Here is a 14,322-nt window from a genome sequence, read left to right as displayed (position 1 = left end):
TGGTGGTGTTCCGGCCGGGCCGGCGGCCCGTCACGGGCAGCGGACGACCTGGCCGGCGTAGGTGAGGCCGCCGCCGAAGCCGAAGAGCAAAACCGGGGCGCCCGACGGCACCTCGCGCCGCTCGACCAGCTTGGACAGGGCCAGCGGGATGCTCGCCGCCGAAGTGTTGCCCGACTCGACCAGGTCCTTGGCGACGACGACCTCGGGGCCGAGGCCGAGCCGCTTGACGATGCCGTCGATGATCCGGGTGTTGGCCTGGTGCGGGATGAAGGCGGCCAGCTCGGAAACCGCGACGCCGGCCTTCTCGCAGGTCTGCAGCGCGAACGGGGCGAGCGCGGTGGTGGCCCAGCGGAAGACGATCTGGCCCTCCTGCTGGATGTACGGCTGCCAGCCCTCGATCTTGAGCACGTCGCCCTTGTCGGGGGCCGAGCCCCAGAGCACCGGGCCGATGCCGGCCTGCTCGCCCTCGGGCGCCGCGGTGACCACGGCCGCGCCGGCGCCGTCGCCGAACAGGACCGCGGTGGTGCGGTCGGTCCAGTCGGTGACGTCGGAGAGCTTCTCGGCGCCGATCACGATGGCGTTGCGCGCCGCGCCGGCCCGGATCGCGTGGTCGGCCGTGCCCAGCGCGTACGAGAAGCCGGAGCACGCGGTGTTCAGGTCGTACGCCGCCGGGGCGGTGATGCCCAGCCGGGCCGCGACCCGGGTCGCCACGTTCGGGCACCGGTCGATCGAGGTGCAGGTGGCGACCGTGACGAGGTCGATGTCGGCCGCGGTCAGGCCCGAGCCGGCCAGCGCCTTCTCGGCGGCGTACGTGGCCATGTCGGCGACGGTCTCGGCCCCGGCGATGCGCCGCTCCGCGATGCCGACCCTGTCCTTGATCCACGCATCGTTGGTGTCGATGGTGCTGGCCAGGTCGTCGTTGGTCACGATGCGCGAGGGCTGATAGTGCCCGAGCGCGACGATGCGGGAACCCGCGGCTGTCATGCTGCTCCTCCATTACCGTGCCGGGCGATCAGGTCGCGAGCGGCGGGCAGGTCGTCGGGGGTGTTCAGGGTGACGATCTCGGGGGCGCCGTCGCCCTTGAGCTCGCGCTTGATCAGGCCCGCCAGGGTGCCGGCCGGCGGCAGTTCGATGACGCCGGTGACGCCGAGCTCCTTGAGCGTGCGCATGCACAGGTCCCAGCGGACCGGCGCGGTGACCTGGCGGACCAGGCGTTGAAGCATCGCGCCGCCCTGCGCGACGGCGGCGCCGTCGAGGTTGGACAGCAGCGTGCGTGCGGGGTCGGTCACCGTCACGTCGGCGGCGAACGCGCCGAGGGCGGTCTCGGCCGGCTTCATGTACGGCGTGTGGAAGGCCCCGGCGACCTGCAGCGCGATGACCCGCGCCCGGGCCGGCGGCTCGGCCGCGAACTTGGCCAGCCCGTCGAGCGAGCCGGCCGCCACGATCTGGCCGGCGCCGTTGCGGTTGGCCGGGTAGAGGCCGTGCCGCTCGATGGTGGCCACCACCTCGGCGGGGTCGCCGCCGAGAACCGCGCTCATGCCGGTGGGCTCGAGCGCGCAGGCGGCGGCCATCTCGCGCCCCCGGACCCCGGCGAACGCGATGGCGTCGCCGACGGACAGCACCCCGGCGATCGCGGCCGCGCCGAGCTCGCCGACGCTGTGGCCGGCCACCGCGCCGATCTCGGCGCCGTTCTCGGCCGGCCCCAGGTGCTCGGCCGCGAGCAGCGCCGCGGCGACCAGCAGCGGCTGGGTGCGAGCGGTGTCCTTGATCTCGTCGGCGTCGGCCGCGGTGCCGAGGTGGAGCAGGTCGGCCCCGCAGAGCGCGGACCATTCCCGCAGGCGGGCCTCGGCGCCGGGCAGGACGAGCCAAGGGGTCAGGAAGCCAGGCTTCTGGGAGCCCTGGCCGGGCGAGAGTAGGGCGAGCACGGTTCTGACTCTTCCGGATACGGCGGGGTAACGCGGTTGACGGCGGCAACCAAACCCTACGACCACCGTTGTGGGGATCCTACAAAAGGCCCTTCTCAGTGCCCCGATTGCGCCCCATTTGATGCGGAGTAAAACATGAACGAGCGCTCGGTGATTTAGGTCGCAGGGTCGAGCCGGCCGACCGTCATCGCGAGCCGCAGCGCGAACCCGTCCCGGCCGTCGAACGGGGACAGACCGGTCACCTCGGCGACCCGTTTGAGCCGGTAGCGGACGGTATTGGGGTGGACGTACAGCTCGCGGGCCGCGCTCTCCAGCACCCCGCCCGCGGCGAAGAAGGCGTCCAGCGTCTCGAGCAGGCCGCCGCCGGCGCGGTGCAGAGCGCCGTACACGTCATGGCGCAGCATGCGCCGGGCCGCCATGTCGCCCGCCAGCGTGCGCTCGGGCAGCAGGTCGTCGGCGGCCACCGGGTTGGGCGCGCCGGTCCAGGCGCCGGCCGCCCGGAACCCAGCCAGCGCGGCCCGGGCCGACTCGGTGGCCTGGTCGAGCGAGGGCACCGCCGGGCCGACCACGACCGGCCCCGCGCCGAAGCTGGACGCGAGCGCGGTGGCGCTGGCGGCCGGGTCGGTCACCCCGCCCATCACCACGACGAGGCGGTCGCCGTGCACGCCGCCGATCACCTCGAGCCGGGCCCGGCGGGCCGCGCGGTAGACGGCGTGCAGCACCGAGGTGATCTCGCCGCCCGGCGAGCGGCCCACGACCACCGCGACCGGCGGCGCGTCCGCCCAGCCCAGCGCGGCCGCCCGGCTGGCCAGCACGTCCGAGGAGTCGCCGCGCAGCAGCGCGTCGACCAGCATGGCCTGCAGCCGGGCGTCCCAGGCGCCGCGCGACTCGGCGGCCCGGGCGTAGACCCGCGCGGCCGAGAAGGCGATCTCGCGGGAGAACTTGAGGATCGCCTGCAGCAGCGCCTCCTCCTCGCCGGCCGCGGCCAGGTCGCCGACCTCGGACTCGGCCACGTCGATGGTCACCTTGATCAGCTGGACCGCCTGGGTCAGCGTGATCGACCGGGCCAGCGCGCGGGGCGCGGCGGCGAAGACCTCGTCGGAGATCTCCTGGCTGGTGGCGACCGTGCCGCCGGAGCGTAGCCACTCGACCAGCGAGCGGACGCCGGCCTGGGCGACCAGCATGACCCAGGAACGCTGGTCGGCGGGGAGCGCGCGGAACCAGGGGAGCGTCTCGTCCATCCGGGCCACGGCCGAGCTGGCCAGCGCCCCGGCGTTGCGCTCGATGCGGCGCAGGGTGGCGGCGAGCGGCGGTTTGGCCGTCGCGGCGGGTCGTACGCTCTCTGCCACGGATCACAGCCTGCCACGCCCGGGGGCGGAAACGCGTCCTCGGAACCGCTCTGTCCCGCTCGGGGCCGATCCGTCCGGCAACGACCAGGACCGCAGGTGGCGGGGCATATGCCAGCAAATGCTCGGGGCCTATGTACCAGTTTGAGGTATTTGCCGGGATAGCGGTGCGCCCCTCCCGCGATTCCGGTCGGTGACCTGGCATGGTGGCCCATTAGCGGTGCCCGGCTCACCCGGCCGGAAGGGTCAAGCCGGGCGCCACGACGCCGATGTGACACCGCGTGAAGGTTGGGGAGGCGAGATGACGGAACCGGAGAACGGGCCGCCGCGCGCCGACATCGATCCAGCGCTCGAGGACGCACAGCCGATCCTGCCGACGGCGTCGCCCGCCGCCGAGGACGAGCCACCCGTACCGAGCCGCATGGGCTGCCGCACCGAGTTGCGGGGCTGGGCCGGAGCGCATCTGCACGGCGCGGTGCGGCCGCGCCGCAAATCCACCGGCCGAGGCCGCCCGCCCGGGCGCTGGTGCTGACCACCTGCTCGGTCCGGGCTCACGCGGTCCGGGCTCACTCCGTCGGGTGAGCCGTCCGGCGCGCCTTGCGCGTGCTGGGCCCGGCACCGACACGGTGAGGTGTGGACGACAAGAGACGGCTGATCCTGGACCAGGCGCTCGCGCTGGTCGACGAGCGCGGTCTGGCCGCCATGTCGATGCGGGCCGTGGCCGAGCGGGTCGGGCTCACCTCGATGGCGCTCTACCCGTACGTGGGCGGCAAGGACGCGCTGCTCGACGGCCTGGTCGACCTCCTGCACCAGGAGCTGGGCTCCACCGTGCATGAGGGCGCCGGGCACGAGGGCGCCGGGCACGAGGGCGCCGGGCATGACTGGCGCCGCCGCCTGCACGCGCTGGGCCGGGCGGTCCGGCAGCTCGCGTTCGCCCATCCCGGCGCGTTTCCACTGCTGCTGAACCGGTCGGCGGCCGGCGCGTCGGCGTCCTGGCTCACCGCGGCGCTGCGCGGCATCCTGCACGACGCCGGGGTGCCCGGCGACCGGATACCCCGGCTGGCCCGGATGATCTGCGCGTTCCTGCTCGGCTACGCGACCGGCGAGGTGACCGGCGGCCTGCCCGGCGAGGCGGGGGAGCGCGACTTCGACGAGGATCTGGCCGATCTCGTACGCCTGGTGGAGGTCGCCGTCCGGGCGACCTGATCCCGGTTTACCGACGTAGGCGCGCATATTTCCCTATAAAGGGACCATGTCCGGCGACGATGATGGCCTGCGCGACTTCGTGACCAGCCGCCTGAAGCACCTGCGCCGTTCCGCGTTCCTCATGTGCGGCGACTGGAAGCTGGCCACCGAGCTGACCGAAGCCTGCCTGGCCCGGGTGGTGGCGGACAGCCGGCGCGGCGCGGTCGCCGACCCGGACGTCTACGCGTACGCGGATCTGATGGAGACCTGCCGGCGGCGGAACCGCCGCCGCGAGCACGTCTTCGTGGCCTCAGCCGGCGCCGGCGGCGTCGCGGCCGAGTCGATCCTGCTGCTCGACGCGCTGCACAAGCTCGCCCCCCGCTGCCGGGCCGTGCTGGTGCTGCGGCACTGGGACGGGTTCGACGCGGACGCCGTCAGCGCCATGCTCGACCTCGACGACGAGCGGGTCGCCGCCTACGAGCGGGCCGGGCTGGCCGCCCTCGAGCGGCTGCTGACCGACTCCGAGGCGGCGCTGACCGGATGACCGTGCAGCTGAACCGGCTCCTCGAGCACGTCCTCGACGGCGAGCCCCCGCTCGGCGACGAGATCGACGCGGTCTTCCGCCGCGCCGACCGGCTGCGCCGCCGCCGAACCCAGGCGCTGATCGCGGCGGGCGTCGTGGTCGTTGCCGTGGTCGTGGCCACCGGGTACGCCCTCACCACGCTCCTCATGCCGGCGAAGGTCGCCTCCACGCCGGTCGCCAGCGCCGGGGCCTCCAGCGCCGCGCTGCCCTCGGCGGCGGCCGACCCGGTGCTCGCCCTGATCGCCCCGATCGTCGACGGCCGCAGGATGCACATCTACCCGCGCCCGCCCGAGCGCGGAAGCGGCTGGCGGCAGTACTCGATCGCCGACCGGGACGGCAAGCCGCGCGGCACGGTCGAGGTCGCCGTGTACTCGATCGCCGACGACCTGTGCTTCCCGGTGCTCGCCGCCCCCGGCAAGTGCGCGAAGACCCGGTGGGCGCCGGCCGGCATCGAGTACGTCCGCTACGACGACGACCGGGACCCCGACTGGCAGACGCACCAGATCATCGCCCGGCGCATCACCGACGGACGCACCGTCGCCGTGATGGCCACCGGGGAGCGCGGCACGGGCGACGCCTCCCGTGCGAAGCCCGGCCTGACCGGCGCGCAGGTCGAGCAGCTCGGCACCGACCGGCGGCTCTTCGACACCTTCGGCGCCTCGGAGCAGTGCTTCGCCCCGTCGTCCGGCGACTGCCCCGCCTTCAAGGTGCCAGTGCCGCTGGGGGACTAGGCCGTGTTTAAGAAGTGGCGATGGTGGTGGCCTGGTCAGGTCACAGGCGGCGTGTCGGTGATCGAAAAGTAGGGAGGTCTCCGGTAGATCGTTCATCGACGAAGAAGAACATCTGCACGGAGACCTCGTGGACACCATACCGGTGGCGGGGCGGCACGACCTGACCGACGAACAGTGGAGCGTTCTGGAGCCGTTCCTGCCGGTCGGGAAGAAGCCAGGACGCCCGCCGACATGGACGAAACGGCAGCTTATCGACGGGATCAGGTGGCGAACCCGGGCTGGGGCTCCCTGGCGAGACGTCCCTGCCTGCTACGGCCATTGGCAAAGCGTGTACGGGCTGTTTCGCCGATGGCAGCGCAACGGGACCTGGGCGAGGATCCTGGCCGCTTTGCAGACCCGGGCAGACGCCGCTGGGTTGATCACCTGGGACGTCAGTGTGGACTCCACGATCGCGCGGGCCCATCAGCACGCCGCGGGTGCCCGCCGCGATAGTGACCGGCAGGTCGAGCCGCCGGGCGGGGTCCGGGACGAGCCGGCGGATCATGCGTTGGGGCGCTCCGGGGCGGGTTGACCACGAAGGTGCATCTGGGGTGTGAGCAGGGGCAGAAGCCGTTGTTGGTGGTGTTGACCGCTGGGCAGCGTGGCGACAGCCCGCAGTTCACGACGGTGCTGGACGGTATCCGCGTCAAGCGGCTTGGTGGTGGCCGGCCCAGGACCCGTCCGGATCGGGTCCTGGCCGATAAGGCGTATACGTCGAAGGCGAACCGGGAGTACCTGCGTACGCGAGGGATCAAGGCGACGATCCCGGTCAAGGCCGACCAGGCGGCGAATCGCCGCAAGAAGGGCTCGAAAGGTGGCCGGCCCCCGTCGTTCGACCAGCAGTTATACAAGCAGCGCCACGCGGTCGAGTGCGGCATCAACCGACTCAAACGCAACCGGGCGGTGGCCACCCGCTACGACAAACTCGCCGTCCGGTACGAGGCGACCGTCCAGATCGCCGCGATCAACGAGTGGCTATGACACTTCCTAAACACGCTCTAAGGGCACACGGAAATATCCGTTTATGTCGGGCAAGTGAGCGGAAGCTCTGGAGGAACTGAGCCGGAGCCGCGATGAAGCGCCCGCGACCGTTCATCCGCGGCGGATGATGCGGTGATGGGCCGGGTCAGACCCGGCGGCGGATCAGGAACGCGATGCCGGCGAGGCCGAACAGGATGACGATCAGGACGGCGCCGTTGAGCAGGAGCAGCTCGCGCATGCGGCTCAGGAAGCCGTTGACGCCGGCGACCGGGTCGAGGTCGGCGACCTTGATGTCCTCGCCCACGCCGCCGCCGATGCCGCCGTTGACCACGTCGGGCTTGGGCTTGAGGGGCACGCCGCTGAGGCGCAGCGTCTCGGACATCGTGAGCCGGCCGTAGAACCAGCCGTCGGCCTTCTTGCCGCTGGGCTGGTTGGCCGGGCGGTGCGCGCGGGGTCCGCCGGCCGCCATCGGGTACAGGTCGTAGACCTGCAGCGGGACGGTCTTGGCCACGACGGTCAGCGTGTATTTCGGGCCGAGCTTGTCGGCCTTGGGCGCGACCGTCTGCGGCTTGGCCGTCGCCATCCAGTCGACCTCGGCGAGCAGCGTGTCGAACAGGCGCGCGCCGTCGCCCGGATCGACGATGAGCGTGTCGGGCAGGTCGGGGCCCTTGATGTGGACGCTGGTCGGCTTGGCGGCGGGTTTGGGCGCGGCCTGTGCCGCCGGGGCGGTCCCGAGCGCCAGCGCGCCGGCGACGGCAATCGCCCCGGCCGCCGACAGCAAGCGTGTCATCGCCCCTCGAACCATCGTCCGGCCTCCCGCCCCGTGGTGGACATGGCTTCGCGCGCCGCTGGTCGCGCCGCGACGATGGATCGCGGCCCGGCCGAGGCCCTCTCAGCCTCCCCGGACGAGCGTCCGGGCGCATCTCGAGCCGGACGAATTGGAGCCATCTGGGGATGACCGACGAGACGACAGCGGCCGTTGATCAGCGGCCGAATAGTACCCAGTCCGAGCAAGGACGTGGGTGCCCGGTCACCCGCTCAGACGGTTTCGTTACCGGAACGACGGCAAGCGATGGCGCGCCGGGCGGCGATTGCGATAAAGACGAAAAAATGCGAGCGGCGTGCAACGTTTTCGGGGTGAGCGGCGTCACTCGGCAACCGTGCTCACCCCGTACGCGAAAGGCTCCTAAAGCTCGGCCCGCGCGGAACGCAAGCGACGCAGCGTGCGCTCGCGACCCAGCACCTCGATCGACTCGAAGAGCGGTAGGCCCACCGAGCGTCCGGTCACCGCCACCCGGACCGGCGCCTGGGTCTTGCCCAGCTTCAGCTCGCGGGCCATCCCGACCTCCTCGAGGGCGGCCTTGAGCGGCTCGGCCGACCACTGATCGAGCGCCTCGAACGCGGTCGCGGCCGCGTCCAGGATCTCGGCGGCGTCACCCTTCATCGCCTTGGCCCAGGAGGCCTCGTCGCGGATCGGCTCGTCGAGGAAGAGGAAGTCGACGTAGTTCACGATCTCGGAGAGCACCGCGATGCGGGTCTGCGCGAGCGGAGCCACCGCCGTGAAGACCTGGATGTCGAAGTCCTCCGGGCGCCACGGCGGGGCGGGGATCGTGCCGGTGCCCTGCAGCCACGGCGCGCAACAGGCGGCGAACTCGTCGGGGGCGAGCGCGCGGATGTAGTCGCCGTTGAAGGCCCGCAGCTTCTTGACGTCGAAGAACGCCGAGGCGTGACTGACGTCCTCGAGGCGGAACTCCTCCTCGATCACCTGCCACGGGACGATCTCGCGGTCGCCGGACGGTGCCCAGCCGAGCAGCATCAGGTAGTTCTTCATCGCGGCGGCCAGGTAGCCCTCGTCGCGGTACGACTCCAGGGCGACCTTGTCGCGGCGCTTCGACAGCTTCTGCCGCTTCTCGTTGACGATGACCGGGACGTGCGCCCAGACCGGCGGGGTGTGGCCCAGCGCCTCCCACAGCATCTGCTGCTTGGGCGTGTTGGGCAGGTGCTCCTCGGCGCGGATCACGTGGGTGATCGCCATGGTCATGTCGTCCACGACGTTGGCCAGCAGGAACAGCGGCGAGCCGTCGCCGCGGGCGATGACGAAGTCCTCGATCAGCTTGTTGTCGAAGGTGGGCTTGCCGCGGACCAGGTCCTCCACCACCGTCTCGCCCTCGTCGGGCGTGCGGAAGCGCAGCGCCCGGCCCTCGCCAGGGCCGAGGCCTTTGTCGCGGCAGAAGCCGTCGTAGCCGGAGTGCTGGTTGCCGGTGCGGGCGATGACGTCCTCGCGCTTGCAGCCGCAGTAGTAGGCCTTGCCCTCGGCGTAGAGGCGGGTCGCGGCGGCGCTGTGGTCGGCGGCGTAGGACGACTGGTAGTGGGGCCCTTCGTACGTGCCGCGCTCGATGCCGATCCAGTCGAGCGCCGACAGGATGCCCTCGGTCCACTCGGGACGGTTCCGGGCGGCGTCGGTGTCCTCGATGCGGAGCACGAAGACGCCGTCGTGCTGCTTGGCATAGATCCAGTTCTGCAGCGCCGAGCGGGCGCCGCCGACGTGGAACATGCCGGTCGGGGACGGGGCGAAACGTACGCGAACAGTCACCGCCTAAGGGTACCTACCGCACGGACCGGATCTTCAGCACCGCCAGTGCTCCGGCGAGGCTGGTGACCGCGGTGAGCGCGAAGAGCGTGGGATAGCCGCCCAGATAGGCCACCACCGGGGCGGCCAGCACCGGGCCGAGGGCCTGCGAGACCGACGGGGCGATGTTGATGACGCCGATGTCCTTGGCCCGGTCGGTGGCGGCCGGCAGCACCTGGGTGATGACCGCGGTGTCGACCGCCAGGTAGACGCCGAAGCCCGCGCCGAACAGCACCGACGCGGCCAGGGCGACCGGCCAGGTCGGCCAGATGCCCAGCAGCAGCGCGGCGACCGCGATGACGACGCCGGACCAGACCACGAACACCTTGCGCTTGCCGGCCCGGTCGGAGAGCCAGCCGCCGAGCATGGCCGTGCCGATCATGCCGACCGTGTAGAGCAGGATCATGTAGAGCAGGCCGGTCTCGGGGTCGTCCAGCTTGACCGCGTCGGTCAGGAAGTACAGCAGGTACAGCGTGCCGAGCGCGTTGCCGAGCATGACCAGGAAGCGGGTGACCCAGGCCCACGCGAAGTCGGGGTTGCCGCGCAGGTCGAGCCGGAGGCTCGGCCGCTTGATGACCACGCCGCCCAGCGGGTCGTCCGGTGTGCGCAGGACGAACGGGGCGACCAGCAGCACCAGCCCGATCGCGATGATCAGATAGCCCGGCGACGGGGTGGTGACCACCGCGGTGACCAGGATGGCGCCGAGGACCAGGCCGAACGCGACCGGCATGCCGATCCAGCCGGAGACCAGGCCGCGCTGGTCGACCGGCACCCGGTCGGGGACCGCCGAGGTCAGCGTGGCCAGCATGATGTTGATGCCGACGTTGGCGACCGCCCAGGCGACGGTGATCCAGAAGAGGTTGGGCGCCACCGCGAGCACGAGCAGGCAGACGAAGGCGAGCAGCGCGCCGGAGGCGGTCCAGATGTGCCGGCGCCCGAGCGCCCGGCCGAACAGGTGCGGGCGGGTGCGGTCGGAGAGAGCCCCGGCCACCGGGTTGACCACGACGGCGACGATCGCGCCGATGCCGGTCACGATGCCGAGCCAGATCTCCTTGTGCGCGACGCCGAGGTCCTCGATCTGCTCGGGCAGCAGCACCTGGAGGGGCGTGTAGTAGGCCATCCAGAGGCCGAGGTTGGCGGCGAAGAGCAGGCCGATCCAGAGGCGCCGGACGGGAACGACCGGCTCGGCCAGCGCCGGAGTTCCCTGGGTTACGGCCATCGAGCCTCCTCTCCGTAGCGCAGAGCTTACGGAAAGTCAGAGACCTTGACGAGGGCCGATTCCTACACGGTGAAGCGGCCGACCAGGCCGGTCAGGCGGTTGGCGGTGGCGTTCAGCTCGTCGGCGGCCTCGTGCGAGGCGGTCACCGTCTGGCGGGTGCCCTCCACCGCGCCGCTGACCACGCCGATGCCTTCGGCGATGTCCCGGCTGCCCGAGGCCACCTCGGCGATGTTGCGGGCCATCTCGGCGGTGGTCGCGGCCTGCTCCTCCACGGCCGCGGCGATCGCCGTCTGGTAGTCGTTGACCTGTGCGATCCGGGCCGTGATGGCCTCGATGGCGGAGACCGCCCGGGTGGTGTCGCTCTCGATCGCGGCGACCCGCGCGGTCACGTCCTCGGTGGCCCGGGCCGTCTCCTGGGCCAGCTCCTTGACCTCGTTGGCGACCACCGCGAAGCCCTTGCCGGTCTCGCCGGCCCGGGCCGCCTCGATCGTCGCGTTCAGGGCGAGCAGGTTGGTCTGCTCGGCGATGCTGGCGATCAGCCGCACCACGTCGGCGATCTGGGCGGTCGAGCCGCGGAGCTCGGTGATGACGCCGGCGGCCGCGGCGGTCAGCTGCACGCCGTCCCGGCCGGCCTGCGCCGCGTCCTGCGCGTTGTGCGAGATCTCCGAGATCGAGGCGCCCATCTCCTCGGCGCCCGCCGCGACCGTCTGCACCACGCTGGAGACGCCCTCGGCGGCCACGTTGACCGACCCCGCCCGGGTCGCCGCGGCGTCCGCCGACGAGGACAGCACCCCGCCGTTCGCGGCCACGTGCTGGGCGGCCGTGGAGACCTCGTACGACGCGCCGGTCACCTCGGTCATGACGTTGCGCAGCTCGGCGACGGCGGTGTTCAGCTCCTGACCGGCCACCGCGATCTCGTCGGCGCCGCGCACGTCGACCGTCACGGTCAGGTCGCGATGGGCGAGCCGGGACAGACCGTCGGTCAGCGTCCGCAGCCGCCGCGCGATGCTGCGCGCCTGCCCGGCCGCCAGCACGCCGCCGGCCAGCGCCAGCAGCAACGCGGCCACGACGAACGTCAGCAGCATGTCGCGCCGGCCGGCGCGGACCGTCTCGATCGCGCCGCTCGCGTCGGCGTCGTAGCCGCCGACGGTGATCGCCCAGTTGTACGGCTTGTAGTAGGCAACCGTGGTCGTGGTCGAGCCGGCCTCGCCGTTCGAGGCGCCGGGCAGGTGGTAGGTGGTCCGCCAGGTCTCGCCCTCGCCGAGCGCCGGCGCCTTGGCCACGATCTCCTCGATGTACTTCTTGCCGTCGGCGTCGGTCGCGTCCAGCACGGTCTCGCCGGTCTGGCTCGCGAGGCTGGAGGCGACCACCCGGCCGGCGTCCGCGCCGGCGGTGCTGTAGACCGAGGTCCAGCCGTTGGCGCCGACCTTGATCCCGGCGATCGCCGTCTTCAGGCTGGTCAGGGCGCTGGACTGCGGCACGCCGGCGAACAGCGCGCCGATCACCTTGCCGGCGGAGTCCTTGATCGGGTCGTAGCCGGTGATGTACGGGACGCCCACGACCTGGGCGACGCCGCGGTACCCCTTTCCCGACTTGATCGCGGTGGCCACGGCGGTCGGCTTGCCGTCGGCGCCGACCGCCGGGATGTACGTGCCGACGTTGCCCTTGATCGTGGTGTCCACCCGCAGCAGGTCGCCGGCGTCGTTGATCCGCTGGAAGACGGTGATCTCGCCGCCCACCAGGTCCTTGTTCTGCTGGACGAAGCGGGTGCGCGACTGGTCGGCGTTGCCGTTGAGGACGGCGCCCGCGATGGTCATCTCCGGGACGGTGACCGTCTTCTTGTCCTTGGTCACCTGGTTGGTGGCGGTCCAGGTGGTGGTCGCCGCGGCCAGCCGGGCGCCGCCGCGCTGGGCCAGGAACACGTCCGAGGAGGTCATCTGCTGGTCGACCAGGCGCTGCACCTCGTCGCCGACCGAGCTCACCAGCGTGGTGACGTCGGCAGTCGTACGGTCGAGGTTCTCGGTGTTCTGGGCCTGCACCTCGTTGCGGGTGCTTTCCGCGAACTCGCTGCTCTCCCACGCGCCGACGGCGACGAGCACCGCCGCCGTGCCGATCACGCCGCCCAGGCCGAGGGCCAGCAGCCGGTGACTCATCTTCACGCCGTCCTGATCGGCACGGTCGCGGACGTTCTGAGGCCCCACCGTCGCCGATGGGGCCTCAGTCCGAAATATCAGTCTTTAGTTGTCTTATCTGGCGTTTAGCTGTCGCCGCCCGTCTCGCCGACCGGGGCCGCCGAGATGTCGTCGATCGCGTACTTCTTGGCCGCCTCGGCCGGCACGTGCATCGGCACCTTGCCGCGCAGCGCCAGCTGGCGCAGCGTGGCCACGGCCACCGACTCGCCGTCCACGTGGAAGTGGCGGCGCAGCGCGTGCCGGGTGTCGCTGCGGCCGAAGCCGTCGGTGCCCAGCGACGTGTAGTCGTTCGGCACCCAGCGCGAGATCAGGTCGGGCACGGCCCGCATGAAGTCGCTGACCGCGACGGCCGGGCCCTCGGTGCCCTCGAGCTTCTGCTGGATGTACGGCTTGCGCGCCTGGTCGCCCGGGTTGAGCAGGTTGTGCTCCTCGGCCTCGACCGCGTCGCGCCGCAGCTCGGTCCACGAGGTGACCGACCAGACATCGGCGGCCACTCCCCAGTCCTGGGCCAGCAGCTCCTGGGCCTTGAGCGCCCAGCCCATGCCGGTGCCGGACGCCAGAAGCTGCGCCTTGGGCCCGGTGGTCTCGGGCGCCGCCTTGTAGCGGTAGATGCCCTTGAGCAGGCCCTCGACGTCGACGCCCTCGGGCTCGGCCGGCTGCACGATCGGCTCGTTGTAGACGGTGAGGTAGTAGAAGATGTTCTCCTGCTTCTCGCCGTACATGCGGTGCAGGCCGTTCTCCACGATGTGCGCGATCTCGAACGCGTACGCCGGGTCGTAGGCCACCACGGCCGGGTTCGTCGCCGCGATCAGCAACGAGTGGCCGTCCTCGTGCTGCAGGCCCTCGCCGTTGAGCGTGGTGCGGCCGGCGGTGGCGCCGAGCAGGAAGCCCCGCGTCATCTGGTCGGCGGCCGCCCACAGCTCGTCCGCCGTCCGCTGGAAGCCGAACATCGAGTAGAAGATGTACAGCGGGATCATCGGCTCGTCGTGCGTGGCGTACGACGTGCCGGCCGCGATGAAGCTCGCCGTCGACCCGGCCTCGCTGATCCCCTCGTGCAGGATCTGGCCGTTCTTGGCCTCCTTGTACGACAGGAACAGATCGCGGTCGACCGACGTGTAGGTCTGCCCGTGCGGCGAGTAGATCTTCTTGGTCGGGAACAGCGAGTCCATGCCGAACGTGCGGGCCTCGTCCGGGATGATCGGCACCCAGCGCGCGCCGAACTCCTTGTCCTTCATCAGGTCTTTCAGCAGCCGGACGAAGGCCATCGTGGTCGCGACCTTCTGCTTGCCGCTGCCCCGCTTGACGTCGCCGAACTGCTTCGAGTCGGGGATCGCCAGCGACTTGTGCTTGGTCCGCCGGGACGGAACGTAGCCGCCGAGTTCGCGGCGTCGTTCGAGCATGTATTGCATCTCGTCGGATTTTTCGCCGGGGTGGTAGTACGGCGGCAGGTACGGGTTCTGTTCGAGGGCCTTGTCGGGGATGTCGAGGTAGA

13 protein-coding genes are annotated in these 14,322 nt (G+C 71.5%); 5 read left to right on the top strand and 8 right to left on the bottom strand.

Features of this window, described 5'->3' with window-relative positions; genetic code table 11:
• Positions 1–30: 30 nt before the first annotated feature.
• The 3 genes from ACFQS1_RS26140 to ACFQS1_RS26130 all read right to left on the bottom strand — a co-directional run bounded on the left by ACFQS1_RS26140 (position 31) and on the right by ACFQS1_RS26130 (position 3,274).
• The gene (locus ACFQS1_RS26140; RefSeq protein ID WP_378973134.1) at positions 31–984 is read right to left on the bottom strand and encodes a beta-ketoacyl-ACP synthase III; all 954 of its coding nucleotides are present in this window, start codon (positions 982–984) and stop codon (positions 31–33) included.
• Entirely contained in the window at positions 981–1,925 is a 945-nt protein-coding gene (locus tag ACFQS1_RS26135) for an ACP S-malonyltransferase (RefSeq protein WP_378973132.1), read from the bottom strand. The genes ACFQS1_RS26140 and ACFQS1_RS26135 overlap by 4 nt, the downstream gene beginning before the upstream one ends.
• A gap of 155 nt (positions 1,926–2,080) precedes the next feature.
• Positions 2,081–3,274: a PucR family transcriptional regulator gene (locus ACFQS1_RS26130; RefSeq protein WP_378973130.1), complete on the bottom strand. Its 1,194-nt coding sequence runs from the start codon at positions 3,272–3,274 to the stop codon at positions 2,081–2,083.
• 298 nt (positions 3,275–3,572) lie between these two features.
• On the opposite strand from ACFQS1_RS26130, the gene ACFQS1_RS26125 reads away from it, so the two are divergent.
• The 5 genes from ACFQS1_RS26125 (at position 3,573) to ACFQS1_RS26105 (ending at position 6,790) form a co-directional block, all read left to right on the top strand.
• Positions 3,573–3,803, top strand: coding sequence for a hypothetical protein (locus tag ACFQS1_RS26125; protein WP_378973128.1), 231 nt, complete (start codon positions 3,573–3,575; stop codon positions 3,801–3,803).
• 101 nt (positions 3,804–3,904) lie between these two features.
• Positions 3,905–4,477, top strand: a complete 573-nt coding sequence (locus ACFQS1_RS26120; RefSeq protein WP_378973126.1) for a TetR/AcrR family transcriptional regulator — start codon at positions 3,905–3,907, stop codon at positions 4,475–4,477.
• Between the two features lie 46 nt (positions 4,478–4,523).
• Positions 4,524–5,000, top strand: coding sequence for a SigE family RNA polymerase sigma factor (locus ACFQS1_RS26115; RefSeq protein WP_378973124.1), 477 nt, complete (start codon positions 4,524–4,526; stop codon positions 4,998–5,000).
• Complete coding sequence (locus ACFQS1_RS26110) at positions 4,997–5,770, top strand: hypothetical protein (RefSeq protein ID WP_378973122.1); 774 nt, start codon at positions 4,997–4,999, stop codon at positions 5,768–5,770. The genes ACFQS1_RS26115 and ACFQS1_RS26110 overlap by 4 nt, the downstream gene beginning before the upstream one ends.
• Positions 5,771–5,897: 127 nt before the next feature.
• Positions 5,898–6,790, top strand: a protein-coding gene (locus ACFQS1_RS26105; protein ID WP_378973120.1) for an IS5 family transposase whose coding sequence is annotated in 2 segments (ribosomal slippage) — positions 5,898–6,327 and positions 6,327–6,790 — 894 coding nt in all. Because the reading frame shifts where the segments join, the coding sequence is not laid out codon by codon here.
• Positions 6,791–6,935: 145 nt separating this feature from the next.
• Here ACFQS1_RS26105 and ACFQS1_RS26100 read toward each other — a convergent pair.
• From ACFQS1_RS26100 to ACFQS1_RS26080, 5 genes are all read right to left on the bottom strand, one after another.
• On the bottom strand, positions 6,936–7,580 hold the full coding sequence (locus ACFQS1_RS26100) for a hypothetical protein (RefSeq protein WP_378973118.1): 645 nt from the start codon (positions 7,578–7,580) through the stop codon (positions 6,936–6,938).
• Between the two features lie 396 nt (positions 7,581–7,976).
• Positions 7,977–9,383: a glutamate--tRNA ligase gene (gene gltX, locus ACFQS1_RS26095; protein WP_378973116.1), complete on the bottom strand. Its 1,407-nt coding sequence runs from the start codon at positions 9,381–9,383 to the stop codon at positions 7,977–7,979.
• A gap of 13 nt (positions 9,384–9,396) precedes the next feature.
• A complete protein-coding gene (locus ACFQS1_RS26090) occupies positions 9,397–10,638 on the bottom strand; it encodes an MFS transporter (RefSeq protein ID WP_378973114.1) in 1,242 nt (413 codons plus the stop codon).
• A 62-nt stretch (positions 10,639–10,700) separates the two neighbouring features.
• Positions 10,701–12,791, bottom strand: a complete 2,091-nt coding sequence (locus ACFQS1_RS26085; protein ID WP_378973112.1) for a methyl-accepting chemotaxis protein — start codon at positions 12,789–12,791, stop codon at positions 10,701–10,703.
• Positions 12,792–12,895: 104 nt separating this feature from the next.
• Positions 12,896–14,322 (bottom strand): transketolase-like TK C-terminal-containing protein (locus tag ACFQS1_RS26080; RefSeq protein WP_417629335.1); only part of this gene is annotated, 1,427 nt, incomplete at its 5' end.

The organism is Paractinoplanes rhizophilus (assembly GCF_042664765.1).
GTDB lineage: Bacteria > Actinomycetota > Actinomycetes > Mycobacteriales > Micromonosporaceae > Actinoplanes > Actinoplanes rhizophilus.
The sequence above is the reverse complement of the archived record's forward strand: the minus strand, read 5'-3'. Positions and strand labels throughout refer to the sequence as shown.